Annotated in this window: 24 protein-coding genes and 2 pseudogenes; 16 read left to right on the top strand and 10 right to left on the bottom strand. The window is 59.5% G+C overall.

The annotated features are described in order from the left end of the window. Window positions 1-459 precede the first annotated feature (459 nt). A complete protein-coding gene (locus ACWGTI_RS29640) occupies window positions 460-777 on the bottom strand; it encodes a YMGG-like glycine zipper-containing protein (protein WP_454590332.1) in 318 nt (105 codons plus the stop codon). Window positions 778-1,007: 230 nt separating this feature from the next. On the opposite strand from ACWGTI_RS29640, the gene ACWGTI_RS29635 reads away from it, so the two are divergent. The 8 genes and pseudogenes from ACWGTI_RS29635 (at window position 1,008) to ACWGTI_RS29600 (ending at window position 8,525) form a co-directional block, all read left to right on the top strand. Beyond that, window positions 1,008-2,564, top strand: coding sequence for a recombinase family protein (locus ACWGTI_RS29635; protein ID WP_454590331.1), 1,557 nt, complete (start codon window positions 1,008-1,010; stop codon window positions 2,562-2,564). Continuing rightward, on the top strand, window positions 2,561-3,418 hold the full coding sequence (locus ACWGTI_RS29630; protein ID WP_454590330.1) for a plasmid partitioning protein RepB C-terminal domain-containing protein: 858 nt from the start codon (window positions 2,561-2,563) through the stop codon (window positions 3,416-3,418). Before ACWGTI_RS29635 ends, ACWGTI_RS29630 begins: the two co-directional genes overlap by 4 nt. A 186-nt stretch (window positions 3,419-3,604) precedes the next feature. Then, entirely contained in the window at window positions 3,605-4,216 is a 612-nt protein-coding gene (locus ACWGTI_RS29625; RefSeq protein ID WP_454590329.1) for a cell envelope biogenesis protein TolA, read from the top strand. A 308-nt stretch (window positions 4,217-4,524) separates the two neighbouring features. Beyond that, a pseudogene (locus ACWGTI_RS29620) lies at window positions 4,525-4,707 on the top strand (DUF3606 domain-containing protein). Between the two features lie 14 nt (window positions 4,708-4,721). Beyond that, entirely contained in the window at window positions 4,722-5,501 is a 780-nt protein-coding gene (gene xth, locus ACWGTI_RS29615) for an exodeoxyribonuclease III (protein WP_454590328.1), read from the top strand. A 226-nt stretch (window positions 5,502-5,727) separates the two neighbouring features. After that, window positions 5,728-6,354, top strand: coding sequence for a cupin domain-containing protein (locus tag ACWGTI_RS29610; protein WP_454590327.1), 627 nt, complete (start codon window positions 5,728-5,730; stop codon window positions 6,352-6,354). 190 nt (window positions 6,355-6,544) lie between these two features. Continuing rightward, window positions 6,545-6,729 (top strand): annotated as a pseudogene (locus ACWGTI_RS29605) (ATP-dependent DNA ligase); the annotation flags it as partial. A gap of 230 nt (window positions 6,730-6,959) precedes the next feature. Continuing rightward, a complete protein-coding gene (locus tag ACWGTI_RS29600; RefSeq protein ID WP_454590326.1) occupies window positions 6,960-8,525 on the top strand; it encodes an alpha/beta fold hydrolase in 1,566 nt (521 codons plus the stop codon). 48 nt (window positions 8,526-8,573) lie between these two features. On the opposite strand, the gene ACWGTI_RS29595 is transcribed toward ACWGTI_RS29600, so the two are convergent. From ACWGTI_RS29595 to ACWGTI_RS29565, 7 genes are all read right to left on the bottom strand, one after another. Continuing rightward, window positions 8,574-9,749, bottom strand: coding sequence for an NAD(P)/FAD-dependent oxidoreductase (locus ACWGTI_RS29595; protein ID WP_454590325.1), 1,176 nt, complete (start codon window positions 9,747-9,749; stop codon window positions 8,574-8,576). Between the two features lie 11 nt (window positions 9,750-9,760). Beyond that, window positions 9,761-10,984, bottom strand: a complete 1,224-nt coding sequence (locus ACWGTI_RS29590; protein WP_454590324.1) for a flavin-containing monooxygenase — start codon at window positions 10,982-10,984, stop codon at window positions 9,761-9,763. Between the two features lie 60 nt (window positions 10,985-11,044). Then, a complete protein-coding gene (locus tag ACWGTI_RS29585) occupies window positions 11,045-11,623 on the bottom strand; it encodes an OsmC family protein (RefSeq protein WP_454590323.1) in 579 nt (192 codons plus the stop codon). Window positions 11,624-11,920: 297 nt separating this feature from the next. Beyond that, window positions 11,921-12,334: a nuclear transport factor 2 family protein gene (locus tag ACWGTI_RS29580; RefSeq protein ID WP_454590322.1), complete on the bottom strand. Its 414-nt coding sequence runs from the start codon at window positions 12,332-12,334 to the stop codon at window positions 11,921-11,923. Window positions 12,335-12,392: 58 nt separating this feature from the next. Then, entirely contained in the window at window positions 12,393-12,641 is a 249-nt protein-coding gene (locus ACWGTI_RS29575) for a DUF1127 domain-containing protein (protein WP_454590321.1), read from the bottom strand. 298 nt (window positions 12,642-12,939) lie between these two features. Beyond that, on the bottom strand, window positions 12,940-13,212 hold the full coding sequence (locus ACWGTI_RS29570) for a hypothetical protein (protein ID WP_454590320.1): 273 nt from the start codon (window positions 13,210-13,212) through the stop codon (window positions 12,940-12,942). Window positions 13,213-13,285: 73 nt separating this feature from the next. Beyond that, window positions 13,286-14,935, bottom strand: coding sequence for a caspase family protein (locus ACWGTI_RS29565; RefSeq protein WP_454590319.1), 1,650 nt, complete (start codon window positions 14,933-14,935; stop codon window positions 13,286-13,288). 212 nt (window positions 14,936-15,147) lie between these two features. On the opposite strand from ACWGTI_RS29565, the gene ACWGTI_RS29560 reads away from it, so the two are divergent. Both ACWGTI_RS29560 and ACWGTI_RS29555 read left to right on the top strand, forming a co-directional pair. Then, window positions 15,148-17,097, top strand: a complete 1,950-nt coding sequence (locus ACWGTI_RS29560; RefSeq protein ID WP_454590318.1) for a CHASE2 domain-containing protein — start codon at window positions 15,148-15,150, stop codon at window positions 17,095-17,097. 16 nt (window positions 17,098-17,113) lie between these two features. Continuing rightward, the gene (locus ACWGTI_RS29555; RefSeq protein ID WP_454590317.1) at window positions 17,114-17,890 is read left to right on the top strand and encodes a hypothetical protein; all 777 of its coding nucleotides are present in this window, start codon (window positions 17,114-17,116) and stop codon (window positions 17,888-17,890) included. A gap of 586 nt (window positions 17,891-18,476) precedes the next feature. On the opposite strand, the gene ACWGTI_RS29550 is transcribed toward ACWGTI_RS29555, so the two are convergent. Then, window positions 18,477-18,707: a DUF1127 domain-containing protein gene (locus ACWGTI_RS29550; protein WP_454590316.1), complete on the bottom strand. Its 231-nt coding sequence runs from the start codon at window positions 18,705-18,707 to the stop codon at window positions 18,477-18,479. A gap of 119 nt (window positions 18,708-18,826) precedes the next feature. Here ACWGTI_RS29550 and ACWGTI_RS29545 point away from each other — a divergent pair, with 119 nt between their 5' ends. The 3 genes from ACWGTI_RS29545 (at window position 18,827) to ACWGTI_RS29535 (ending at window position 20,540) form a co-directional block, all read left to right on the top strand. Next, window positions 18,827-19,735, top strand: a complete 909-nt coding sequence (locus tag ACWGTI_RS29545) for a transcriptional regulator GcvA (RefSeq protein WP_454590315.1) — start codon at window positions 18,827-18,829, stop codon at window positions 19,733-19,735. A gap of 177 nt (window positions 19,736-19,912) precedes the next feature. Beyond that, window positions 19,913-20,179, top strand: coding sequence for a hypothetical protein (locus ACWGTI_RS29540; protein ID WP_454590314.1), 267 nt, complete (start codon window positions 19,913-19,915; stop codon window positions 20,177-20,179). A gap of 52 nt (window positions 20,180-20,231) precedes the next feature. Then, window positions 20,232-20,540 (top strand): DUF1236 domain-containing protein, encoded by a 309-nt coding sequence (locus ACWGTI_RS29535; RefSeq protein WP_454590313.1) that lies wholly within the window; start codon window positions 20,232-20,234, stop codon window positions 20,538-20,540. A gap of 136 nt (window positions 20,541-20,676) precedes the next feature. Here the strand turns inward: ACWGTI_RS29535 and ACWGTI_RS29530 are convergent, their stop codons facing one another. Continuing rightward, window positions 20,677-22,020 (bottom strand): phospholipase D-like domain-containing protein, encoded by a 1,344-nt coding sequence (locus ACWGTI_RS29530; protein ID WP_454590312.1) that lies wholly within the window; start codon window positions 22,018-22,020, stop codon window positions 20,677-20,679. Window positions 22,021-23,011: 991 nt separating this feature from the next. On the opposite strand from ACWGTI_RS29530, the gene ACWGTI_RS29525 reads away from it, so the two are divergent. From ACWGTI_RS29525 to ACWGTI_RS29515, 3 genes are read left to right on the top strand one after another with little or no spacing between them, the layout of a single operon-like run. After that, window positions 23,012-23,224 carry a hypothetical protein gene (locus tag ACWGTI_RS29525; protein WP_454590311.1) on the top strand — a complete coding sequence of 71 codons (213 nt, stop codon included), beginning with the start codon at window positions 23,012-23,014 and terminating at the stop codon, window positions 23,222-23,224. A 12-nt stretch (window positions 23,225-23,236) separates the two neighbouring features. Next, window positions 23,237-23,428, top strand: a complete 192-nt coding sequence (locus tag ACWGTI_RS29520; RefSeq protein WP_454590310.1) for a hypothetical protein — start codon at window positions 23,237-23,239, stop codon at window positions 23,426-23,428. Between the two features lie 39 nt (window positions 23,429-23,467). Further along, entirely contained in the window at window positions 23,468-23,791 is a 324-nt protein-coding gene (locus ACWGTI_RS29515; RefSeq protein WP_454590309.1) for a hypothetical protein, read from the top strand. The last annotated feature ends 799 nt before the right edge of the window (window positions 23,792-24,590 follow it).

The raw sequence follows: 24,590 nt of genomic DNA, 5'->3' as shown, positions 1-24,590 counted from the left end.
CGTGCCTCACGACATCCGCCGAAAATGGAGGCGTATGCTCCGTCGTTGCCGGCGATAATGCGGGACCGACTACTAAAAGAAGGCTGCCGCCCGCCGATCCGATGATGGCGAGCCCGTCGGTTGCCATTTTGGCTACCCAAACGGTCGCCTCACGGTTTTTCTGGTTGGCGACCCGCACGCCGAACACTGGCTGCCAGCTTTTGAAAAGGTGGCATCCCAGCTGGACGTCGAACGATCGGCAACCGCCGCAGAACTCGGCGGTGGCTGAGCCGAACGTTTTTGCAGACGATGCAGCAGCTATCACCAACCTTGCCGACCAGGCAATGAAAGCGGCCGTCGAGGATGGCAGCAGCCCCGACGAGATCCACGAAGTGCCCAGTTTGTCGAGGTCACCCTATAGCTTGACGGTTCTCGCCCCGATGGACCAAGACCGACGCCACAACCGCGAACCCCGTTACCTCAATAGTCGCCGTTGTAATAGCGATCGTCGCAGGGCGCCGTGTAGATCCTGCCGCGGCGATCCTGGTAGCGGCAAAGCTGTTCGCCGCGCCGTTGCGGGGTTGTAGACTGGCCGATGACCGCGCCGAGCAGCGCGCCGCCTGCAGCACCTACAACGGTGCTCTCCGTATTGCCGCCAAGCGCCTGGCCGGCCAAGGCGCCGACGCCGCCGCCTATGAGCGCGCCGGTGGTCGCCCTCTGTTGCTGTTCAGTTTGAGTCGCGCAGCCCGCCAATGCAGCGGCCACGAGCAAAGCGAGAACAGCTTTTTTGATAATCATCTTGGAACTCCTTTGAAGCCCGAAACGCGGATGGGGGCGAATGGTTGCCAGTTGCTGCTGCAATACGGCCAAACGGCGGCGCGCCGGCTCACGAAGTGAGTCACTTTTTTTCGGCTGTTGATGGCTTTAATGCCCAAAGGCGGTGATTCGACATAAACTGGACTGGTATTCCTAACCAGCTGGAAAATGCCGCCTCGATAGAGTGCTAGTCCGGAATCACGGATTAGCTGATGGCCAAACGAGCATTTGCGCCCGGCCACGGAAAGCGGATCATTCGCGCGGCCCAGTACGTGCGGATGTCCACTGACCAGCAGACCTATTCCATTGAAAACCAGAAGGAAGCCATCCGCGACTATGCCGATATCATGGGCTACGACATTGTTGCCACCTACCAGGATGCGGGTCGCAGTGGTCTAAACCTGAGTGGGCGTCCAGGCCTTCAGCAGCTACTGGCAGATGTCGAGGAAGGGCGAGCCGACTTCGAGACGGTTGTGGTCTACGATGTTAGCCGTTGGGGACGCTTCCAGAATATCGATGAGAGCGCCGCTCATGAGTACCGATGCCAGATGGCCGGCGTCCGGATCGAATTTTGCGCCGAGCAATTCGCAAACGACGGCAGCATAGGATCCGATGTCCTCAAGGCCATTAAACGCAGCATGGCTGCCGAGCACAGCAGAATGCTTTCGCAGAAAGTATTCATCGGCCAGGCGAGGCTGATCCGTATGGGATTTCGTCAGGGCGGGAAAGTTGGACTCGGCCTGCGACGCTTGCTTGTCGACCAACAGGGACGTGCAAGAGGTCTCCTTTCGTCGCATGAGTACAAGAGCCTGCAGACGGATCGGATAATTCTCGTCCGTGGACCTCCTGACGAGATCGCGACGGTAAGATGGATTTTTGAGAATTTTGTCAAAACGCGAAAGACCGAGCTTGAGATCGCGAGGATGCTGAACAAGCGGGGCGTGCCGACCGACCGCAGGCGTTTGTGGACGCGGGATTCTCTGCACTCGGTGTTGACCAACGAAAATTACATCGGCAACAGCGTTTGGAACAAGAGCTCGACCAGGCTCAAAAACGGTCATGTCAGCAATCCACCTGAGCAGTGGGTGCGAGCGGAAAACGTTGTGGAGCCGGTCATAGACCGTAAGCTGTTCAATCGAGCTCAAGCTATCCTCAAGACGATTTACCGTCGCATGACAAACGACGAGATGCTGGCCGCCCTCAAGGCCCTTCTGGCCAGTCGCGGTGCGTTGTCCGCCTCTATTGTCGACGCCGCTCCCGACTGTCCTCCGTCTACCCGCTTTCAGTCGCGTTTCGGTAGCATTGTCAGAGCCTATGAATTGATCGGATATCAGCCGCCCAAGAGCTGCCGCTTCATCCATGTGAACAGGCGGTTGGAAACGAAGAGGCAGGAGGAGATTGAGGATCTTGTGGCGGCGGTTCAAAAGCGGGGGGCGTATGCGACCCACAACAGAGCAACGGACTTCGTCGAGATCAATCATGAGATCACCGTTGCGATCGCAGTGGCACGCTGCAGGGTCTCTGGCCTCGGTTATCCGCGCTGGTTTACGAAGGCCGATCGTCAGCCGATGCCCGACATTTTTGCCCTGATCCGGATGGATCCTGGCGACCTTTCCGTTCGCGATTACTTGATTGCTCCCGCCGTTGAGATTGCCGGCAAAAGAGAACTTCATGCCAACAACGGGGCGCGGCTTGACTCATATCTTTTTTCCACGCTCGAGCCGCTTGTTGCTTTGGCGGGGCGAGTCCCGGTTGAGAGCACATCATGAACGTAAAGCGACTAAGCCGTGAAGCTGCTTACGAAGCTCTGCTGCACAGCGACCTACGAAATCAGCGGCGTTTTGCACCCGACCAGCCTATGCCGACAATGAGACGCCTAGGCTCCAAGTTGCTGGCGACCTATAACACCGCGTGCCGGCGCAAGCGCGCCTTTGTGGAGGAATCGAAAGAACAGGAGGAGCGTTTGGCACGTATTGCCGCGGCGGTTCGCCTGATGACAGCAGACAGCCGCTTCCGGGCACTGCTCGCATCCGAAGGCCTTGCAACGATGCCGAATGCATTGGCGCAAAGAATTCAAGCCGCGCCTCACCCTCCCTCTGTCGTGAGCGAGAAGGTGGTGCCCTCCTGCGAGGTTTGCCCGGAGGCACTCAATCTGCTGCGCGATTGCACTGGGTCGGCCAAGCTTTTCGCTTTGCTGCGACTGGTTGTTCCAGCCAGGCAAATAGAGATTGCACGGCTGATTATTTCCATGGAGCGGCCCCGGTTTAGCTACGTGAAAATGCTCGTTGCTCTTACTCCACGCCCATTATTGGCGAAAGATATCGATCTGCGAAAGCAAATCGCCGGCATTTCCAAGGATGAAATGGCGGAGATGGAACTCGAGTTGGGTAGGCTGAGCCGAGCATATCTGGATGCGGTTGAACGAAGTGGCGTCGCGAAGCTGGAGCTGGTCGCGGCAGGCCGCTATTTTGACCGGTTGATGGATAATTCTAAGGCGGTGCGGTATCTGGCCCGATATTTCCCAGGCAAATTCGAGGAATTCCACATGTTGTCGGCAAATAGGGATAGCGATTCCATGTCTGGCAATTCGCCGGCAGCAAACGGCACCTTCAACGGCCCATGATCTCTGAAGGTTGGATCGGCCTCACTAATTGCAACGCCTTCGAAGCGGGCGGCTGAACGGGCAGCCATTGACCGGGGCGATACGATAGGTTGCTCTGCACCTCTAGCAGTGTTTCACTATTGCCTCCGGCGCGAAGGTCCATTGAAAGCGCAATCCAGAAAAGGACACTTGTAAGGTCTCCATCGGATGGCGAAGAAACTAAAAGTCTATCAAACCTCGATCGGCTTCTTTGACCTTGTCGTCGCAGCACCATCGATGAAAGCTGCCGCAGAGGCATGGGGTGCCGATCCCGAAATCTTTAAACGCGGATTCGCGAAACCGACAGAAGACCCCAAAGTGGTGGATGCAACAATGGCCGCGCCAGGTGTCGTGTTGCGCCGGCCGGTTGGATCGCACGGGAAATTCACTGAAAAGGCTGTGCTTCCGACAGCACTCGATGGGGACCAACGAGCTTCCCAGGGTCGTGCGCAGCGCGCAGACACCGGCAAGCTAACCGGCATGAAATCCGACGAGAAAGCGGAACGGAACGCGGCGGCTGCTCTCGAAAGGGAAAGAAGACGCGAGGCCCTTGATCGCGCAAAGGCGGAGGCCAGGAGCGAGCGTGCGAAGAAACAACGCCAGCGGATGATCGACAAGGCTAATGCCGCTTTCGCGCGCGCTCGAAGCCGCCACGAGAGCGCGACGAACTCCATCAGGCAGCGACGAGAGGAACTGGACAAAGAGGAAGCCTACGAGAGCCAGAGATGGGAGCGCGAGAAGCGGGCGCACGGTGACGCGCTGAAGGAGGCAGAAGAGTAGCAGCGAAGGTTTTCCACTCGACCGCTTAGTGGCTCGCACAGCCATATCCTCCGAAAAGCAACACGGATCCAAAGCGCTGCTCTACTATGCCGGATTGCCGTGCGGCAGGCATCGAGGGCAAACGATTCCCGCAAAAACAGGTTCAAAAGCGTGTGCCAGAAATTTGGCCGGTCTTTTGTGTGCCTCCTCCGGACCCCAAAATCGGAGCGGAAGCGTCCTTCCAACCTCACGTCTCTTATTGCTGCTGGATGAACCTAAAGAGTCCGGCTGCGTTGTGAACAATTGAAGCAGCAAACTCGGAGGAAGAAATGTCCACTAGTGGAACGACGCGCGGGCGCAACCAGGATCGGGTCAAGGTTGCCGGCAGACAGGATCACGAGGTGCGTTATGAAGCCGGTTAGACCGGCGCGAGCAAGGATGCTGTGAAGTCGGCGGTGAGGTTGGTGGGCAGCAGCCGCAAAAAAGTCGAGGATAAGCTGGGCAAGAAATAGACAGCACACCGACGATGTCCACTCGCATTGCCACCTTCAACGTGAACGGCGTCAATGGTCGGTTGCCCGTACTTCTGAGATGGTTGGCTGAGAGCCCCTGCGACATTGTCTGCCTGCAGGAACTGAAGACTTCGGACGAAAAGTTTCCGGCCGAAGCAATCCGCGCAGCGGGTTACGGCGCTATTTGGCATGGTCAGAAATCCTATAACGGCGTGGCCATCCTTGCGCGGGGTGCCGAACCGGTGGAACGACGGCGCGGCCTGCCCGGAGACCTCGATGATACGCATAGCCGTTACATCGAGGCCGAGATAAACGGGTTGATCGTTGGATGCCTTTACCTGCCAAATGGTAATCCCGCGCCCGGCCCAAAGTTCGACTTCAAGCTGCGCTGGTTTGAGCGCCTCATCAGTTATGGCAAACCGCTGCTCGAAAAAGGGGCGCCCGTTGTGCTTTGCGGTGACTATAACGTGGTGCCGACGCCTATTGACGCAGTCGTTCCGAGCCGATGGTTAGGTGATGCCGTTTATTTCCCGGAAAGCCGCGAAGCTTATGCCACGCTGCTCGCGCAGGGCTGGATCGATGCCGTCAGGCGCATCCACCCTGAGAAGGGCACCTACACTTATTGGAATTTCTCCTATCGGGGCGGGTATGATCGGAGTTCCGGCCTGCGTATGGATCATCTGCTGCTGAGCCCATCGCTCACCGGCCATCTGAGAGATGCCGGCGTAGACGTCGATACTCGAGGATGGGAAAAGCCTAGCGACCACGCGCCGGCCTGGATCGAGCTCGATTGACCGAAGAGGGCTGTTTAGAGCCAGGAGACTGCTCGCCATGGGGTTCGCCTTCCCGTATCGGCTCGGCTTCTTCCCGTCAAACTGAGGATGGTGACCGCGTGGGTGGTAAAACGAGGACCGCCGATTGCGAAGGTGGGCAAGACAAAGAGGTCACGCTCCCAACAAGGAACGGGTGAGCTTATAAATCATTGAATGCTATTCAGCGAGTGCGTGGGCTGGGGCAGACATGATGCCAATACTCGAAAGCGGAAAAGAGTTCGTCGAGAAGGTGACAGGCTGGCAGCGGCCCCCAAGCGACGATCTTGATCGCCTGCTGCGATCACGCAAGGCGAACACGTTCCTTTTCAAGGATGATGGCATCATCCCCAATCATCCCTACTGGCCTTTGGTCGTGTATCATAGCGTTGCGAAACTGCCTGCCAAGTTCGATCCGGCCGCAATCTTTGAGGATCTCTTCGCACGCAATGGCTGGCAAAAGTCCTGGCGGAACGGCATCTACAACTATGTTCACTACCATTCCCGCATTCACGAAGTTCTCGGAGTGGCTCGCGGATCGGCCAAGGTGCAGTTCGGCGGCAAGCGCGGCCGCTCGCTGACGATGAAGGCGGGGGACGTCGCAGTCCTTCCGGCAGGCACTGGCCACGAGTGTCTGTATGCCGAAGACGACTTTCTGGTGGTCGGCGCCTATCCGCCGGACGGGACCTACGACGAATGCAAAAGCAAGGAGGACCATGCTCGCGCGGTCAAGACCATTCCCAAAGTCGCGAAACCGCGGCAGGATCCTGTCTACGGTGGCAGCGGTCCGCTTCTCGATCTCTGGAAAGAGTCGCCAGAAGCGCGGGAAGCAAAATGAGCGCTTCCGGCTTATTTCTCCTGCCAATCGACCCTGCTCCCACGGAAGCCAAATGTGCGGACGCCATTCCCGCGGAACAGGGTGTCTGGCAATATGAACCTAAGTGGGATGGATTTCGGTGTCTGTCGTTTAAGGCCGGCAACGCGGTGGATCTTCGCGCCAAGTCCGGAAAGCCGCTCGCTCGCTATTCTCTAACCACGAACGCTCGGAACTGACCCATCGTTTGGAAGCGTTGCGCGAACCATCAGGCTTCACTGGCAAGGGGCCGGGCGGGCCAAGCCGATGGAGCAGCGAACGTATCGGCGAATGGGAGCCGTGCGCGCGGAGTTGGTCGTGGAGGTGCGCTTCGATCATGTGACGGGTAATCGATTCCGGCGACTGGATATCGGGTCGTCCCATATGCCGTCCCTGGCATCCACTTTCATTGCCTTCTCGATCATTTCCTCGCGCCTTCGGCGTGTTCGGCAGATCACATTCTATGTGTTCGATCCTCACTGTCCCTCCGACGCGCCCTTTCGATTATTAGCTGAATTTGATATTGAATTCGCATGACCTGCCCAGGCGAAACCGAACAGCGAAATATGTCTGGAAGTCCTACCACCCGCATGAGCATCCGCCCTCATCCCGGTCTGCTGGAGCTACGCGTACTCGGTGATTTCAAAGTCGCCCGCCACGGGAACCTGGTTGATTTGCCGCCTTCGCGGAAAACCCGGGCGCTATTGGCCTATCTCGCGGTGACTGGCAGGCAGCATCAGCGTGAGCGGCTGTGCGAAATCTTCTGGGACATCCCCGATGATCCGCGCGGCGCCTTGCGCTGGAGCCTGTCAAAAATTCGTCAGGTGCTTGGCGAGCACGATGACGCGTTGAGTGCCGACCGCAATACCGTCGCTTTGCGGGTTGAAGCCGGGCTTGACTATGCAAAGCTTCGACCGTTGGTGAAGGCAGACCTTTCCGTCGTTGCGACAGATGAACTCGAAGCAGTCCTGGGTTCAATCAGCGGCTCATTTCTTGCCGATCTTTCGCTTGAGCGATGCTTCGAATACGAGGCTTGGCGTCAGGGTATTGCCAGTGAGGTTGAGATCGTCGAACTGAGTATCTTGCGGGAGCTCATTGGGCGCTTGGCCGATGAACCGAAACGAGCGTTGCCTCTTGCCCAGCGGTTGCGACGGCTAGTGCCGGAGGATGCTAATCTGGCGCGGGAAATCAACACGCTGGAGGGTGAGGTCAGGTCGGCTGCGGCCAGGCCCGTCAGCCGAGCCTCCCGTGCCGCTCCGCACGTTGTTAAACAGACACCAGGTCCCGATATCCCTGCTACAGGTCAGGACCCTGGACGTGCCGTGCATTTCTGCCGAGGACGCGACGGCACCAGACTGGCTTATGCCAGCACGGGCAGGGGGCCCACGATCCTGCGCGCCGCGCACTGGATGTCGCATTTGACCTATGATTGGGACAGCCCGATCTGGCGGCACTGGATGTCAGAACTGTCCCGCGACAACCGACTGGTGCGCTATGACGAGCGCTGCAACGGCCTTTCCCAGTGGCACGTGCCCGATGTCTCGTTCGAAGCCATGGTTTCGGACCTCGAATGTGTTGTCGAAGCAGCTGGGCTTGAACAGTTTACCCTTCTAGGCATATCGCAGGGCTGCGCCTTGTCGATTGAATATGCCGTGCGGCATCCCGAGAGAGTATCGGGAATGATCCTTTATGGCGGCTATGTCAAAGGCTGGCGGGCGCGTGGGGACCCCGGCGAGATTGCAACACGCGAGGCGTTGGCGACGCTGATGCGCGAGGGCTGGGGCAAGAGCAATCCGTTGTTTCGCCAGCTCTTCTCGTCGATCTTCATCCGAGGCGCCACGGCGGAACAGTTCGCCTGGATGGATGAATTGCAGCGGCGCACCATAACGCCTGATGACGCCTGGCGCCTGCAGAACACATTTTCCATGATCGACGTCAGTCATCTTCTGGAGAAGGTGACCGTTCCGACACTGGTGTTGCATGCTCGCCAGGACGCGGTCGCTCCTGTCGAGTCCGGACGCACCATCGCCGCGGGCATTCCCGGCGCGCGTTTCTTCGAGCTGGAGAGCCAGAATCACATTTTGCTCCACGGCGAACCCGCCTTCGACGAATTCGTGGCCCACGTCCGCGCCTTCGTCGCTGAAACAGGCGGCTGAGCCCAAACAGCGCTGGTAACTTATGCTGTATCGGGTTGGCAGCCTCGTTCAGCTGGCGAGAGCCAACTTTCTGTCCTCGGGAAGTACGGCGGCCGAAAGCTGTGCCATCTCCGTCTTCATGACTGCGCTGAACCGGCGATGCCGTTCCTCGATACAGCCAAGCGTCCAGTCGAAACCGGCGACCGCATCGGTCGTATCGAGGATCGGACCGGCGATCGCGTCGCGTTCCTGCTGATAGGCTTCGAACGCAGCCCTTGAACCATCGAGAATTGCCCGCGTCAGGCTTTCGCTGTCGCGCAGCGCGTCGGAAATGCCATGCGAGGTTATCGGGTCGCGGAAGAAGCCGGCATCTCCGACGAGCACCCAGCCATCGCCGTGCGCTTGGCGCAGATATCCGGGCACACCCCGGAACGCTTGCAACCGGCTGTCCGTTGCTGCACGGGCGGCCTGCGTCGCAAGTTCGGGCGAGAGCGCTGCTAGCACATCCATGCGAGCCTGATCACGGTTGGCGCGAAAGCGGTCGTCGAAAACCGCGGTCGGCACCGTCGCGACGATGCAGGCTAGGCCGTCATTGGTCGGGATATAGGAGGCGGCCATCCCCGGCTGAAAATACCAGTGGTAGGACGCGCCCGGCATGGCCGGAGCGTATGCAAAGACGTGGGCGGCCGACACGCACCCCTGCCGGAGCACCTGAGCGCCGCAGCATTTCGCCACCAGCGATCCGATGCCGTCCGCCCCGACCACGATGTCGGCAGTAACTCTAAGGGGCGCGTTGCCGATGCCGCGGATCTCGACGCCACGCACCCGGCCGTGCGCGTCCGCAAAGAGGTCGGCGACGGCTGTATCGTGCAGGAACTCGGCCCCTTCCTGGCGCGCCGCGTCGACGATCGTTCGGTCAAGTACGGTGCGTCTTGGCGCGATCAGGCCCGGCAGGTCCGCGCTTGCATAAAGCGGTAGTGTGGTTTCACTGGCGCCGTAGTGAAATGTTGCGGTCTCGATCAACGGCGTGCCCGCATCGATGAGGGGTTTGAACAGTCCCCAGCGCACGAGTTGAAGCACCGCCGGCCGCATCAGCGCGTGCGTTGACAGCGCATCCGACCCATAGGCTTTCCGCTCTATGGCCAGCACGCTCAGTCCGGCGCGGGCAAGCAACATGGCGGTAGAGGCGCCGGCACAGCGTGCACCAACGATAACGGCGTCGTAGTGGGAACGAGCAGGGATCATTGTCGTGGTCCTCAGGCGGCCTTGCGGCCATGGCAGTTGAGATAAAGGGAGATTTCCGCGGCTATGGCCTGCGCGTCCGCGCCGACACCACCGATGAAGTTGGAGTCGCGCTTGCGCAGAAAGCGAAAGCCGAGCGCGTAAAGGCCTGCGACACTGGTGACGCCGTCGCGGTGCGCCAATTCGCCATCGGCGCGTAGGGCGGACGGTTCCAGCCAGCCAAACGAACGTGTATAGCCGGACGCCCAGATAACAGTGCCGATCGATCCATGCTCCAGCGAAAGCTGGCGCGGATAGACCGGCTTCACCTTGACCGGTTCCGGGTAAGGTTCCCGTGACAGGTGTCCGGCGAAGAGGTTGATCTGGTCGAGCAGCCGAGCCTGTTTCGTCTCGGCCGCCGTGACGCTGGCGGCCAGGTCGTCGGCGAAGCGGATAACCCGGCCGTCATTGGCCTCCACCCGTCCTGTCAGCGTAACGCCTGCCGCCTGCAGCGAGGCTAGGTCTATATTTGCGTTGTCCGGCCGGCCGGCAAGCTGCAGGGAAGGTTGCCGCCTTGCGCTGTCGGGATCGGCAAGATCGGCCGGGCGCTGGGTCATGAAGCCCATCTCGCGCAACCACCAGAAGATGTCCCTGCCCAGCCAGCGCCGTGGCAGCCTTGTATGTTTGCCGACAGCGAGCACGACCTGATGGCCGGCGCGAGCGAGTTCGTCGGCTATCTGCACCCCGGATGAAGAGGCTCCGACCACCAACACGTCGCCTGGGCCGAGATTCTCCGGGCAACGATAGGCGCTCGCATGGAGGCTGGCCGCGTGACCGTGGCGGACAAAAGGCACCGCCGGCCGGTCGCAATGGCCGGTCGCCACGACGACTGCTCGAGCCGTGAAACCTCCGGCGCTGGTAGCGATGTGGAAAATGCCGCCGGTTCGTATGCAAGACAGCACTTCGACGCCGCACTCCACCGGCATTCGCCAGCGCCTGGCGTAACTTTCCAGGCACTCGACGAAGTCGCTCTTGGCCATGAAGCCATCGGCGTCATCGCCCTGATATGGCGAACCCGGCAATTCGTTCAGCCAGTTGGGCGTCAGCAGGCGCAGCGAGTGCCAGCTCTGCGAACGCCAACGCTCACCGATCTGACCGCGCTCCAGCACGAGGTGGTCGAGGCCTAGGCGGCCGAGGCAGTGGCTTAGCGCAAGCCCGGCTTGGCCCCCGCCGACGATAATGACATCCACGTGTTTCATGGCTCTTTTCCAAATTCCGGGGAGGTGGTCCGGAGTTGATCCGGACCGCCTTTCCATCGCTCACTGGATGGTTTTGATGCCGACGGTCACCGGCACGCCGTTGGTCAGCACGTCGAACACGGCCGAGCGGGCACGGGCCTGTTCGATCAGCCGGTTCAGCTTTTCCGCCGGAGCATCGCCTTCGATCTCGAAGGAAACATGGATGTTCTGGAAGCCGTTGCGGACCTCGTCCGAGATGCCCAGTATGCCGCGCAAGTCGATATCGCCGTCGACCGCGCACTGCACCTTCGTCAGCTTGATGCCGCGTGCGGCCGCGATGTTGGCGACACCGGCCATGAGGCAGCTGGCCAGCGCGTGCAGCAGCCACTCGACGGGCGTCGGGCCGCGATCGGCACCGCACAGGACCGCCGGGTGGTCGCTGTCGGCATATGTCGCCTTGGCGTGGTTCTGCTCCTGGCCGGCGCCGTAAAAGCCGAGCATGGCGCTCTTGGAATGCGTGCCTTCAACCCACTGGTTGTGAGCGCGGAACTGGAACTTGGCGAGTTCCGGCTGACCGGCGACAAAGTTGATCGTCGCGAGCAAATTCGGGGTATCGACGCCGTTGAGCGGTACGCGTGCAGGCTTGGTGTTGGTTTGCATTTCGTTTCTCCAAAGGTTGGTACGGCTTGTTTGCCGGACGACATTCCTCTGGGCTCGCAGCGTGTGAACGAGGGTGGATACGACCGTGGAATTTTCGATACGGCTTCCGTGGAATCTGCTTGGCCGCGGTTTTTTTGGAACGCGCCTGAAGTGGCGACGCCTCGGAGCCCTCCGTGGGATTTCGGAAGCAGGTCACGCAAAAAAAGCCTCCAGGCATGGTCCTCCTGGAGGTCAGGCCGAGAGTGCAGGAAAGATGGTCGGCTGTCGCTATCTCACGAGATCGACGCTCGCGAGGCGCTAATTCTCGAAGCAGTCGTAGTTGCGCTGAGACACGATCTTGCCGTCCCGGAAATCGAAACAAATGGCGCTGTGAGCCACCATGGCATCACCGGCCTTGAGCTTGCCGAGGTCGATCGCGACGATGCCGATCCATTTGACCTCCAGCACGACGCGGTTCATTTGCGCGGTCACGGCGCCGACTTCGTAAGTCTGCCTTGCCAGCAGTTTCCTGCCGCGCTCGAAATCGGCGGCGAGCTGCTCCACCCCGCGGCTGTCACCCCTAGGCTTCAAGCCATTCGGCAATTCGGTCTGAATGGCCTGCGTGTCATAGGCACGACCGGCCGCGGCAGCGTCGCCGCGCTCGATCGCCTTGAGGAAATCGAGCGCGGCACGGACATTGGCGGAGACGGAATAGGGTTGATCTTCCATCATCTTCATCTTTCGCCTGACAATCCGCCGCTTGCCTTGTCAGCAAGCAGGTAGCAGACCATCATCTAAAATTCCCGGTACCCATTCTGCCCTGATTGAGCATCGCGTAGCGTATCGAGGTGTAGTGAGGGATTTCGGAGCGCGAGATGCCCATGTCCTTCAGCAGATAGTCGGGCGTTGCCTGTAGTGCGGCGCGCTCGCTGCGCACCTTTAGAACATGGCAAGATAGCCGCGCAGCGTGGCGTATGAAGCCATAAAGGTTGAATCCGGCATCAGCGGTCTCATGATTTGTACGGTCAAGCGTCGTCATTTTGGTCTCCATCATTGCGACGCGATCATCGCGCCGTCGATGGAGGGACAATGGGGCGACGCCGGAGAAACCAGCGTTGGAATGTTCGTGGAAATTCACGCCGTATTCGAGGTAATTGTCGTGCGCCAGTCACACGCCACCTGTCGATTTCGAAGTTGCAGTCGCCCTACCGAAATCCTGTCTCAGCCTGGTCGGAGCTTGGTTGAAGTCGGCTACCTGCCCAGCCATTCAGTCTGGTCGAGACGCGAACGACAGGTTTGCGCCTCATCCCAGTAATTCCCGCCACGTTTTGGCGGCGCTAAGAGCGGTCACCGGCCGGCCAAGAAGGCTTCAGCTTGTGGATTGCTGGGCTGGCATGCGCCGGTCCTGGGCGCGGCGGTCGATCCGGCCCTCGTTCCATCCAGGCCAGCGTATCGACCTCGTCGATCTCAATCGCCGTTGAATAGCCGACCATATCCGCTGCAAGGATCGCGAGCCTCCCTGACGAGAAGATCGACGCAAAGCGGTTCCCATCAGTCTGGACAAGAGGTCCAATCGCCGTTCGGCTTTCAGGTCGGCTCTTGCCTTGCATGCAGCTCTTCCAAAAGCCGGCCGCGTAGCATTGGCCTTGCAACAAAAAGCGGGCGACGGCCTACTCCCTTCTCCTACATCCGCTGCATAATGATTTTTCCAGAACACCCGCTGCCAACGCCGGTGCCTTTAAATTTGCCGGTTCCTTTGTCACCCTTTATGACGCCAGTCACCGTGTTCCCGCCTGTTTTTCCTTTATAAACAAAGGTATGATTTATATTGACAGCGCCGCTGCTGGAAATTCTTCCTGTAAATCCGGAGCTGGACGATACTTTGCCGTCACTTATCACGACGGTCGTTGAGAGTTCTCGCCAATCGCCGCAGTCCGTTGTTGCGCGTCTGACCAGTCTCCATGTGCCGTCAAACGCGCTCAGGCTACTCGCCTGCGGCGCACAATGATCGCCCTGCACCCTCATTCCATTGTCGCAAGTAAGCGGGCAGACACGGCCTCCGACCGCCCTTAGCCTTTCCAGAATTTCCGCCGTCGGTTCCAGCGATGCCAGCCTGACACCTTGCCGATCCGCGTAGGCCTGCAGCGCTTTGCGGCTGCCGGCTCCCCACTCTCCGTCAGCCCAGCCCCAAAGGCACCCTATGCGCAAGAGTTCCCGTTGGGTGGCGCGCGCAAGTTCCCTGGCGTCCGTGCCAGGTCCGGATGACTGGACGAGCGGGTCGCGATGTTCAAGGCTTGCGACCTCCGTCCCCTTGGCATTGTCGGTGGCTGCGGTGGCGGGGCCAATCTCCGGCAGGTGCGCCGCCTGCCGTTCCACTTCGATGCGCTTGTCGATCGCGTCCATCTTCAACCTCGCAAGCGGCGCAAAAGCGCCGCCCGGAAATTGCTGCAGATACGCCTCAAAGAAGCTCTTGTCAGTCGAGTCCTTGATTGTCGCCCAATAGGCAAGCTCGACCGCATTGCCCGGCGCCACAGGCTGTGATGCGGGGGCAGATACGGCTTTCGGATCCGTAAGGAGTGGCTTCAACACAACCTCGCCAGTCAGTGACGAGTTCTCCCACGGCACTTGCTTGCCATCCGTCGCCGCCAGCACATCGCGGCGCACATCGATGAGTTCGCGCATGATATCCTGCCCCGGTGTGCCGAGGTGAGCGACTAGTGCGCTCGTGAATGGAGAATTCCGCCCCGCTCCGTCCATGGCAACATTGCCCGGTTGCGTCGCGAAAGCGATGAGCGAGCCAACTCCGCTGCCAAGCCTGGCCAGACCGCGACTCACGGAACCTGAGCGCGTCCCCATCGAGCGGGAAAGCTTCTCGGCGAACGGATTGTCCCGGCAGGCATCCAGGAAGATGAGGTTGACCTTGGTGCTGCGCTCCATCGCTGAGAGTACGAGGTCCATCGGAAGGGCCTCGAAGTCGAGGTCATTGTAGCTGGCTAACTGGGCATCGACCGGCACCATGTAGTTGTTGCCGTTCACCTGCAGCCCATGCCCGGCATAGAAGAACAGCGCGATGTCGGCACCGTCGAGCTTGTCCAGGAACTGGCGCACCGTACGACGCATTCCCGCGAGGTCGAGGTTCTGGCCGCTGACAACCTCGAAGCCAAGGCTTTGAAGCTTGGCGTTCATGTCTGACGAGTCGTTCTTCGGATTGGCGAGTTGTACGGCATGCTGGTAGGCCGAATTGCCAATCACCAACGCCACCCGTTTCTCGGCGGCTGCCTGTCCTGAAACAGCAACAAACAATAAAACCAACAGGATGAAAGCGCTGCGCATGGCAGAAACGGCTCCCCAAAGGAACTGTATCAGAGGCTAACGCAGCCGAAAAGAGCGCCCGGGGCTGGGGATGAATGGCCTGCGGCTGCACGGCGCTTGTCGGCGACGCTTCGGTGCGGGGCCCCTGCACGGGTGCCAATTTGCCTGACAGGGCCGAACGGGTATGCTGGCGGTGAATAGCGCTTTCACCGCTTTAGGGGGCTATTTTCGGAGTGCGAACAGTTGGCCGGATCGTCAGCCTCCAGCGAGGTGGTATCGCCGCATCGCTCGCCTATCTGGTTCTGCTGGGCCTCTTAACTGCTCTCGTGTCACCGCCGTTGGAGAATGTCCTGCGAGACGTGATGATGATCTCGATCTCGCCATTCACCCAAGCTCCACCCAACATCGTTGTGGTCTCTATAACAGAGCAAACCCTGGCGAAATTTCCATACCGCTCACCGGTGGACCGCGGCTTCTTGGCCGACCTCGTGGCCCGGATCGAGTCAGCTCACCCTCGTGTCATCGGTATCGACCTGTTGTTCGACCAGCCAACAGAGCCGCAAAAGGATGCCCGGCTCGAAACTGTCATCGAGACCGCCAGTGTGCCTGTGGTAATCGCCTCGGGGTCGCGAACTGACGGCCTCACGACTAGGCAGTCCGACTATCTCAACGCTTTCGCTCCGTCGGCAAAGCGCGGCCTTGCCGCGCTGTCGCATGACGATCTCGACGGTGTGGTCCGTGGAGCTTTTCCCGGACGAGAAGCGCAAGGCGGCTGGACGCCAAGCTTTGCTGCCGCGGTCGCGGCATCGACCGGCATTAGTCGCGGCCATTGGCCGGAGGAAATGGTCTACTATCGCACGGCGAGCAGCTTGCCCTTCAACTTTCGAACCTATCCGGCACAGACCGTTCCGCTGGCACCGCTCAGCTGGTTCGAAGGGAAATATGTTCTTATCGGCGTGGACCTACAGCAAATAGACCATCATCCGACACCGTTCGCGTTGTTGAGCGGTGCGGAAACCGGTGTTCTCCCTGGCGTCGTCATCCACGCCCACGCGCTAGCCGGTCTCTTGTCCGGGGACAGGATAACGATCCCTTGGCCTGCAGTGGGTTACGCGCCAATGCTGATTGTCGGGCTGTTCTGCCTATGGATCGTTTCGCGGCCGAACCCAGTGGTCTTCAAACCTGTCGCCGTCGCCAGTGCGGTGGTGCTGGCTTGGATCGGCGAGGCGTGGGCCTTCTCGAGGTTCGCAATCCTCTTTCCGATGGTCGCCCCTGCATTGCTTGTGCTCGGGCTGTCGGCATTCGTTGGGTTCCTGGCTTGGAGACGGGACGCGAAGGATCGCCACTTCATTCAAAACGCTTTCTCGAAATATGTCAGCCCGGCCGTCGTTGCAGCGATCGTCAAGGAGCCTGACGCACTCCACCTCGGTGGCGAGAGACGTGAGATCACCTGTGTATTCACAGATGTCGAGGGGTTTACGTCACTCAGCGAGAAACTCGCGCCAGAGGTGCTCGCAGACATATTGAACGAATATTTGGACGCGCTCTGCGAGTTGTTCATCGAGCATGGTGCAACCATCGACAAGGTCATCGGCGATGCGGTGGTCGGCTTCTTCGGGGCTCCGACAGCGCAAAAGGACCAGGCGGAGCGGGCGGTGTCCCTGGCACTGGCTGTGCAGGACCAGGAGCAGCGGCTGCGGGAAAGATCGGCCGAACGAGGCTATTCATTCGGCGCCACACGGATAGGTATTCATGGCGGGCCGGCAATCGTCGGCAACTTCGGGGGAGATCGGTTCTTCAACTACACGGCTGTTGGAGATACGGTAAACACGGCGGCCCGACTGGAGGGCGCAAACAAGTACATCGGCACGAAGAATTGCATAAGCTTGGAAGTCGCGAAACAAGCAACGCGCTTCTTGTTGCGCCCTACGGGAGTTCTGCACCTTAAGGGCAAGAACCAAGGCATCGAGGCGTTCGAGGCAATGAGCGGTACGTCAGAAAATATGATACTTTGCGAGGAATATGCAAAGGCCTATGCCCTGCTCGCCACCGAAGATACGCTCGCGAAAGCGGCATTTGAACTGTTGGTCATAAACTATCCGCAAGACGCTCTGATCGCTTTTCACCATGGCCGTCTTGCAAGCGGACACTTCCGGGCAGACATTCATCTTGCCGACAAATAGGGCCATGATGTGCCTCATGCGTCCAATCTCGCAAATCGCCTCTCTGACCCTGGCCGTGGCCGTTGTTGTGACGGCGCAACGCGCGGTCGCTGGCAGCCAATATGTGGTCCTATCGACCGAGCCGGTTGTGGATGAACTGCCGGCAGGCAAGGTCTTTACGCCAAGCGACGTTATCAACGTGCCCGCCGGTACGGTCGTCACATTGCTCGGCGAGGACGGCAGCGTGAATCCCATTACAGGGCCTGCAGCCTTCGTGGTCACCGAGGATGCCTCGAAGTCCAACAGTTCGCGGCCCGCCAGCGACGGGCAGGCAGGACTTTCAAATCTTGCGCTGATAGCAAGCCTGTTGACCAACGAGCGCCAGAGGAGCGAGTCCATTGGAAGCGCACGCACTACCGTCGACCAATCCAAACCAAGCGGCTTTGACGATCCGTGGGCGATTTCCATCGAAGAATCCGCTCCCGGCTGCATCCGCAATGGCAAGGTGGTTCTTGCGCGCCGTGGGATCGGCGAGAGCGCAGTGTTTTCGGTTCGCTTCGGTGGCGGACAGTCATTGACCGGGTTGGTCTGGAGCGCCGGCAAGGCCACTTACTCCCTTGCGGACCCTGCTCCCGCCCAGGTAAAATCCTTCGTCGTCGAGACCAGCAAGACATCGGCGTTGATCGAGATCAAGGCGTTGCCGCAGAACGCCGTTCCCGAAAATCCGCTAGAGGTTCTTGGATGGATGGTGAGCAGCGGTTGCAAACGCCAGGCGCTGGCCTTTGTGCGTCAGCTTGTGACGAAAGAGCATTAGCTTGCCGGCCGGGATCCGCGCCGTGGCGACGGCCAGCGCTTGATTAGCGGGCGGTCGGTTTACGCCGACTTTCTGGAGCGGCGTGGCGATGGGATCCAGCACCTCGCGGCAGCGACTACGAGGAGCGTGGGCGGCAATTTGACGAACGCGGCTATCAGATGGTGCAGGAAGGGTCATCTTCGGCGGTATTGATTTCCGTTGCTATTCCGCCGAGGCCATCTAGGCATGACGGCCGAGATCTACCGGATACCTCGGGGCTATGTCTTTTCCGAAACCCCAGCTCCGCCACCAGAAGCGACGTAGGTGCTGCCATTGCGGGAGCGGTCAGATGGAACTCGACTGAGACCGTCGGAACCGGCACCATTACACTACGGCACCGCAACTCATGTCGGCTGTCCAGGGCCAAGCGGAAGTCCCGTCAGTGAAGTACAGGGGTTCAAGTTGCACAGGACGGGCGTTTGGTTTCTGGTCTTTAGGTTGATCTTGTCAGGAGCGGCCTTGAGGCCCGTGCCAGCTGGCGTCATCCTCTTGCAGTCCGTGAAATCCTGCTTCGCTGATCCGACCGCGTCGCGAGGGCGATCGAGAATTAGGCCTGCCAAGGCCATTTTGCGCATTCGTTCCGGACCTGAGTACGACTGAGACCCAGGTCTGCAAGCTGATGGCATTCAAGCTCGGCCAATTGTTCGCGTTGACAGTGGAGTTGGATCCAGCGCGATAGCAGCGCAATCGCTCTTGTCACATTGTTGGCGATGTGACGGACATGTGTCGGCGGTGACGACGAATGCCTCTGCGCTTCAGTCAGCGAGTGATTGAACATTTCTCATCCTTTCGCGGCGTCCGTGTTGACCTGTGGCGCTGAATTGCGCCAATCTCGTGCGGCGCGCAAAGCATGGTTTCTAGTGCTAGGCCCAATTTTTCTCATGAAGTGGTGCGAAATTGGCCCGCCGACTGCCATCGCTCAATGCCCTCAAAGCCTTCGAGGCGGCAGCACGCCATGAGAGCTTCACCAAAGCGGCCGAAGAGCTATCCGTGACGCAGGGCGCGGTGAGTCATCAGGTTAAGGCGCTGGAGCTTGAGTTGGGCATCAGGCTGTTCGATCGCGAACGCCAGAAGCTGAGCATTACACGGGCCGGGCTATCCTATCTGGAGGTGGTGCGCGATGCCTTCGACGGTATAGCACTAGGCACGCAGCGCATCCAGCATCTATCACGGGCCGGAGCTCTGACGGTCAGCACGTCGCCCGACTTTGCCGCCAAATGGTTGGTCAACCGCCTTGGCCGGTTTGCCGAGACGCATCCAGCCATCGATCTGAGGATTTCTGCGACCATGCATCACGTCGACTTCGCCAGAGAGGATGTCGATCTTGCGGTGCGGCATGGCGATGGTAACTGGGCGGGGCATGAAGTTGTCCGCCTGTGCTCGGAGGAACTGTTCGCGGTCTGCAGTCCCAACCTGCACCAGCGGATGCGCGAGCCGTCCGATGTACTGAAATTTCCGTTGCTGCATCTTGATGACCGAAAGGACTGGTCGGCATGGCTCGATGCCGCTGGCGTGGTTGATGCCGAACTCTCCCACGGACCGATCTTGAACCGCGCCAGTCTGGTCATAGACGCCGCTGTCGACGGCCAGGGCGTCGCACTCGCCCGCACGACGCTTGCGGCGTGGGACCTCCTCAACGGGCGCCTCGTCAGGCCGTTCGCCACGGCTCTGCGATTGTCCAAGACCTATTGGATCGTGTGTCCCAAGGCGACATCGATGCTGCCTAAAATCCCGACATTCCGGGACTGGCTGTTGGCCGAGGCTGCTGATGACGTAGGTCGCCTCAAGACGCTCGGTCCACGGTAGTAGTTCCAAAATCGCGAACGCCTCGCAGTCGCACAAGGCAGGTTGGCGACTGGGCCGCTTAAGATGCAGAAGATCAGACTGAAGTCCTGTCTCGATCAGACTTAAGCCCTAGTGTGGAACACCAAGCTGCGGCGACCGTTGTTTCGAAGTAACTGAGCAAAGAGGAGGGAGAAAGCCATGGCTGACGGCCCAACTGTTGTAAACTCCGGCGGCAGCGGTACTGTGATCGCTGTTGTTATTGGGGTCATAGCGATCGTAGTCTTCCTGATATTTGCCGGCGTTATCAACATCCATGGCGGCGGTGCCGGCGGCCAGGACATCAACGTCAAGGTTGAAGCGCCAAAGGTTGAAGCGCCAAAGGTCGAAGCGCCAAAGGTTGAAGCTCCAAAGGTGGAAGCCCCAGCCGCACCGGCGAACCCTGCGCCAGCCCCTGCAGGTGGCTGATCATTAGCACCAAAATCTCCAAACTGAGAACTGACCTAGGGAAGGAACCACCATGAACAAATATCTCATCGGCGCCGCCAGCGCCGTCGTGCTTATGGCCGGTGTAGGCGCTTCATTTGCTGAGGACGTGCTTATTCTCAAGCCCGAACAGCAGACCGTCGTTCGCGAGTACATTCACAAGCAGAAGTTGGCGTCGGTCAGCCTGCTTGGCGTCGAACTCAATGTTGGCTCGGCGCTTCCCGATACGGTTGAGCTTCACACGATCGACGTTCCCGACGTCCGGTACAAGTACACGGTTGTCGGAGACCATGCAGTTCTGGTTGACCCTGACACCCGCAAGGTCGTGCAGATCATCGAGTAGTGCGAGTGCCCGCCAGCATCGTTGGGCTCGCCGCCTCTCGCGATCCAAGCGTTTTCCCGATAGGTGGGGCAATGTCCGCGTGGGAACGACCGCCTCCGGAGACTTTGCCAGGATCAGAACCACGCACAAGCGAAGGTTAAAGCTGCGAGTGAAGCCTGCTCGCCAACCAGTCCGTGACTTTCTCCCTCAAGGGACGCGATTGCCATTCGGCCAAACTGATCTCCCTTGATCGCTTGAGGTCTTCGTTGAACAAGTCGATTTGTGTGCGTGCGAAATCCCGGCCCAAAACATTTAGAGAAGCTTCGTCGTTCAGCCGCAACGACCGCTCGTCCAGGTTGGTTGAACCAAAACTCGCCCAAACATCGTCAACGATCAGGAGTTTAGGGTGATACATGGTAGGCTGAAACTCATAAATCCGAACCCCGGCCTCCAGCAATTCTCCCCAGAAATAGCGAGAGCCTTTCCGAACGATGGGGACATCTGTCAGGCCGTTGGGACAGATGACATCGACCGCCACGCCTCGTCTTCTGGCATCCAATATTTGCTGCAAGGCGATGTCATCGGGGACGAAATAGGCCATCCCAATCCGAAGGTGTTCTTTGGCGGCGGCTATCGCAGCCAACATCATCAGCTCCATTCCATCGGAGCCATTTGGCTGGGAAGATAGCACCAGTTGAGTATCCAGAGCTCCCGCTGCTTCCAATGGCGGGTAGAATTTCTCTCCCTGCAAAGTCTCGCCCGCGGTCTCAAGCCAATTCTCAGCGAAGGCTGCCTGGAAGGCGGACACTGCGGGCCCCTCGATCTGGTAGTGGGTGTCGCGCCACTCATCAGGATTGCGCGCGTCTCCCAGCCAGTTGTCTGCGATACCCACCCCGCCGGTAAAGGCGAACCGTCCGTCAACGATCAGCAGCTTCCGATGCGTCCGGTTATTCACCCGGTCAAGCGTGTACCAGTGGATGGGGCGGTAGCGCTGAAACCGGACGCCCGCGTTTGTCATGATGTGGATGAGATCCTCGTCAAATGGTAAACTGCCGACCCAGTCCACCAGCACACGGACCTCGACGCCCTCCCGCGCTTTCGAGGCCAAGGCATTCGCAAATTCGTTGCCGACCTTTCCGGACCAATAGATGTAGGTTTCCATGTCGATGGTCGACCGAGCCGCATGGATGGCCTTCAGCATCGCTGGGAAAATCTCATCTCCGTTGACCAGCGTTTGTACAGCGTTTGCCTCGAAAACCTGGCCTTGCGAATAGGCAGCCATGCTTCGCGCGAATTGTGGATCGGCCGCGTCAAAACGATGCGGCACGATCGATCGCAGCACACGTGGTTCGGGCGTGAGGTTTATGACTAGTAAGGTGAACAGGGAGGCTGCAATTGCCACCGCGACATATTTGAGAATGTCGAGGCAATGGGCAAACCCCCGTCCGTTCGGGGTCGCATTTCTGAAAGCCGATATCACACCGAAGCGTTCGGGCCGCACTTTGGTCGCCTTGCGTTTAGTCCGGTGACCTGCCGACAACCGAACTGTGGATCCGATGCCAAGAACTATTGAAATTGACGCGGGTTCCGCTTTTGTAAATCCGGTACGACCGAGTGGGCGCTACAAGAGGGAATGGGCGGCAGTGCTGAGTGCAGTCGAACGCGCAGTTTTCGGCGACGACTTGCGGTCGGCGGGGCGTAAGTGGGCGCCTTGGTATCCTTCGGTGGTAACCCGGAGGCTTGCCGGGCAACGCGCATTTCAATGCGAGCGTGCTCGGCCCCTGGGCAGTGATCAATGCAACCACATCGTTTTTTGTGGCCATTGCCCACATGGGTCGCGAAATGCTGCTGCATGGCTTGCGTCCCCTTCTTCACTGGCCACAACCAGACTTACTGGTCCCCGCCCCATTCCGGCCGCCCAATCCGCACGCTTGGGATCTATTTCGTTCTCCACTTGGCTGCCGAGCGACACACAAAACTACCGACAATCTAGACGGTCCACTATTTCTGCTCATCTGGTGCGGCGCGCGAACTGCTTGCCTGGCTGGAGGCTTCCTGGTAGCTGGACGACCGCTCAAGGGGCAGGGCCGCATTACGCGCAAATTGCGTGTAGTCTCCTGACGATAAGGCCGACCTCGTGGGGGGGTGGGTGCCATTTACCATTCATTCACGACATTAGCGGATGCTCATAAGCGGACATGCCGTGTAGCTCTTACATGCCCTAAAGGCTTCGGCGCGGACCCAGGCGCCGGGGCCTTTTAGCAAGCTGCCGGCCGTCTCGTCGGTCCTCTGCTTTGGAAAATAGTTGCCCGTATGTAGCCCGGCTGGAACGCCGTGTTCCTTAGCCGACGCCCTGAATGCTTCGCGCGCCGGCGAGGATGAGCGAGCACGGTCATCCACGCGTCCTCCGGACCCGTGGCTTGGATCGCCGGAACAAAAGTTCCCGTCGCCAGTTGATTTCCTGAAGGGATCAGAACCCCGAAGGAGACGGGATGATGGTCGAAATTCTGGATTTTGAAGCTGCCAGAGCGCGTCAGCGCATCAACCGGGCCGATCGGTTGCTCGATCGCGCAAACGAACTGGCGGCGGATTGCGGTGGCGTCGCCATCAACCTGGCAGTTTGCAACCGCATCCGAGTGGAACAGCAACGTGTGATCGATGCCCAAGCCCGCTTGGCCAAGCTCAACCCCACTGTACGATTCTGAGAGGAGCCACCGATGATCGTGAGCTTCAACCTTGAGGGCGTCCAGCACACAGGGCTCTATCGTGCCGCTCGACTTGAAATGCTTACCGAGAGAGTGCTCAGACAGATCAACCGCATCGATGACCAAGCTCGCAAACTTGAACAAGCGGCCGGCGCGTTGACCGAAGCAAATGGCGCCGGAACCAAAGTCGCGCGGAGCAGTTGATTCCGCGAAGGGCCGGTTTGGAAATTCGGAGACTTGATTATGAAGAAGGTCATTATCGGCGCCTTGGCGCTGTTCATGGCGGTGCCGACTTTTGCCTCGGCGACCGAAGTCAACGTGGTCGTTGCACCCCACCATCGACATCATCATCGCGACCATCATCGGCCAGTGATAGTTTACAACGAAGACGGTGGGCGTATGCACCGGCGACATCACCACCAGGAAGTGTTCTACGACAACGGCCATCGCGGGTGGCGTCACCGCCATCATCGCCGTCACCACGCGACCGTGGTCGTTACAACCTCGACGTACCGCCGCCATCATCATCATCATCCCGTCGTTATCGACAACAACGACGGCTACTGAGATGACGGCTTGGCTCCCCCTGTGGGGCCGGGCCGTCATTATCGGCGGCGCCGAACTGACGATTTCACCGCCGTCAGTCCGCACAGTGAGCTTGCGGTGATTTCCACGTGCTGCCTGATCACTGCCTTCGAAGTCGAATCGACAACCGAATGTGGTGAGGCGTAGGAGGGGATGTTCACGCTGATGCGATCGGGCGTGACCGACCGCGCACAATCAAAGGTCGCATCGCGGCTGATAGCCCGCTGGCTCGCGCCAGCGAGCCTTTCTTCCATGATGTCGGGTTCATATTCTGACGGTTCTCCGAACGGTCCTTGGGGTCCCGGCCCAGCATCTGCCTCTGCCCGGCTGGCTCCGCCGGCCGGGTTTTCATTTGTGTCGGGAACTTCGAGGAGCGCAGCACCGGCGGCAAGAGCGGATCCGGGCGTGCGCAAGCAGTGCTCTCGACAGCCAAATCTCTGTACTAGCCATTCGATCGCGCAAAGCCGGGAGGCGGACTGTCGAATCCCGAGGCACTGTGATGCGACTTATAGAGCGGCCAGCCAAAGGTCGTTAACCATGGCGCAAAGGTCTGAAGCGCGGAACAGGCTGGAACAACAGCGCATCCTAAAGGTTGGATCTGCGTCGGGTCTCCAACGCCCCGGGCCAACTGCGCCTGCCGCTGCCGTGAATGGAGCGGCAGGCTTCTTCGGCCGGCGGCCTTTGGTGACCCATGGGGTCAGTTATTTGGCACCGCAATTGCATAGAGAAGATATGGTTGGGGGTGGGTGAGGGTCCGCCACTTCATCGCGAACGACGGAAC

Source organism: Mesorhizobium sp. ArgA1 (assembly GCF_053714375.1).
This window is presented reverse-complemented; position numbering and strand designations above follow the sequence as displayed.

Bases quoted from the DNA above. Each gene is read 5' to 3' on its own strand.
- ACWGTI_RS29640 (WP_454590332.1), bottom strand. From the start codon at position 777: ATGATTATCAAAAAAGCTGTTCTCGCTTTGCTCGTGGCCGCTGCATTG.
- ACWGTI_RS29635 (WP_454590331.1), top strand. From the start codon at position 1,008: ATGGCCAAACGAGCATTTGCGCCCGGCCACGGAAAGCGGATCATTCGC.
- ACWGTI_RS29630 (WP_454590330.1), top strand. From the start codon at position 2,561: ATGAACGTAAAGCGACTAAGCCGTGAAGCTGCTTACGAAGCTCTGCTG.
- ACWGTI_RS29625 (WP_454590329.1), top strand. From the start codon at position 3,605: ATGGCGAAGAAACTAAAAGTCTATCAAACCTCGATCGGCTTCTTTGAC.
- xth (WP_454590328.1), top strand. From the start codon at position 4,722: ATGTCCACTCGCATTGCCACCTTCAACGTGAACGGCGTCAATGGTCGG.
- ACWGTI_RS29610 (WP_454590327.1), top strand. From the start codon at position 5,728: ATGATGCCAATACTCGAAAGCGGAAAAGAGTTCGTCGAGAAGGTGACA.
- ACWGTI_RS29600 (WP_454590326.1), top strand. From the start codon at position 6,960: ATGAGCATCCGCCCTCATCCCGGTCTGCTGGAGCTACGCGTACTCGGT.
- ACWGTI_RS29595 (WP_454590325.1), bottom strand. From the start codon at position 9,749: ATGATCCCTGCTCGTTCCCACTACGACGCCGTTATCGTTGGTGCACGC.
- ACWGTI_RS29590 (WP_454590324.1), bottom strand. From the start codon at position 10,984: ATGAAACACGTGGATGTCATTATCGTCGGCGGGGGCCAAGCCGGGCTT.
- ACWGTI_RS29585 (WP_454590323.1), bottom strand. From the start codon at position 11,623: ATGCAAACCAACACCAAGCCTGCACGCGTACCGCTCAACGGCGTCGAT.
- ACWGTI_RS29580 (WP_454590322.1), bottom strand. From the start codon at position 12,334: ATGATGGAAGATCAACCCTATTCCGTCTCCGCCAATGTCCGTGCCGCG.
- ACWGTI_RS29575 (WP_454590321.1), bottom strand. From the start codon at position 12,641: ATGACGACGCTTGACCGTACAAATCATGAGACCGCTGATGCCGGATTC.
- ACWGTI_RS29570 (WP_454590320.1), bottom strand. From the start codon at position 13,212: ATGCAAGGCAAGAGCCGACCTGAAAGCCGAACGGCGATTGGACCTCTT.
- ACWGTI_RS29565 (WP_454590319.1), bottom strand. From the start codon at position 14,935: ATGCGCAGCGCTTTCATCCTGTTGGTTTTATTGTTTGTTGCTGTTTCA.
- ACWGTI_RS29555 (WP_454590317.1), top strand. From the start codon at position 17,114: ATGCGTCCAATCTCGCAAATCGCCTCTCTGACCCTGGCCGTGGCCGTT.
- ACWGTI_RS29550 (WP_454590316.1), bottom strand. From the start codon at position 18,707: ATGTTCAATCACTCGCTGACTGAAGCGCAGAGGCATTCGTCGTCACCG.
- ACWGTI_RS29540 (WP_454590314.1), top strand. From the start codon at position 19,913: ATGGCTGACGGCCCAACTGTTGTAAACTCCGGCGGCAGCGGTACTGTG.
- ACWGTI_RS29535 (WP_454590313.1), top strand. From the start codon at position 20,232: ATGAACAAATATCTCATCGGCGCCGCCAGCGCCGTCGTGCTTATGGCC.
- ACWGTI_RS29525 (WP_454590311.1), top strand. From the start codon at position 23,012: ATGATGGTCGAAATTCTGGATTTTGAAGCTGCCAGAGCGCGTCAGCGC.
- ACWGTI_RS29520 (WP_454590310.1), top strand. From the start codon at position 23,237: ATGATCGTGAGCTTCAACCTTGAGGGCGTCCAGCACACAGGGCTCTAT.
- ACWGTI_RS29515 (WP_454590309.1), top strand. From the start codon at position 23,468: ATGAAGAAGGTCATTATCGGCGCCTTGGCGCTGTTCATGGCGGTGCCG.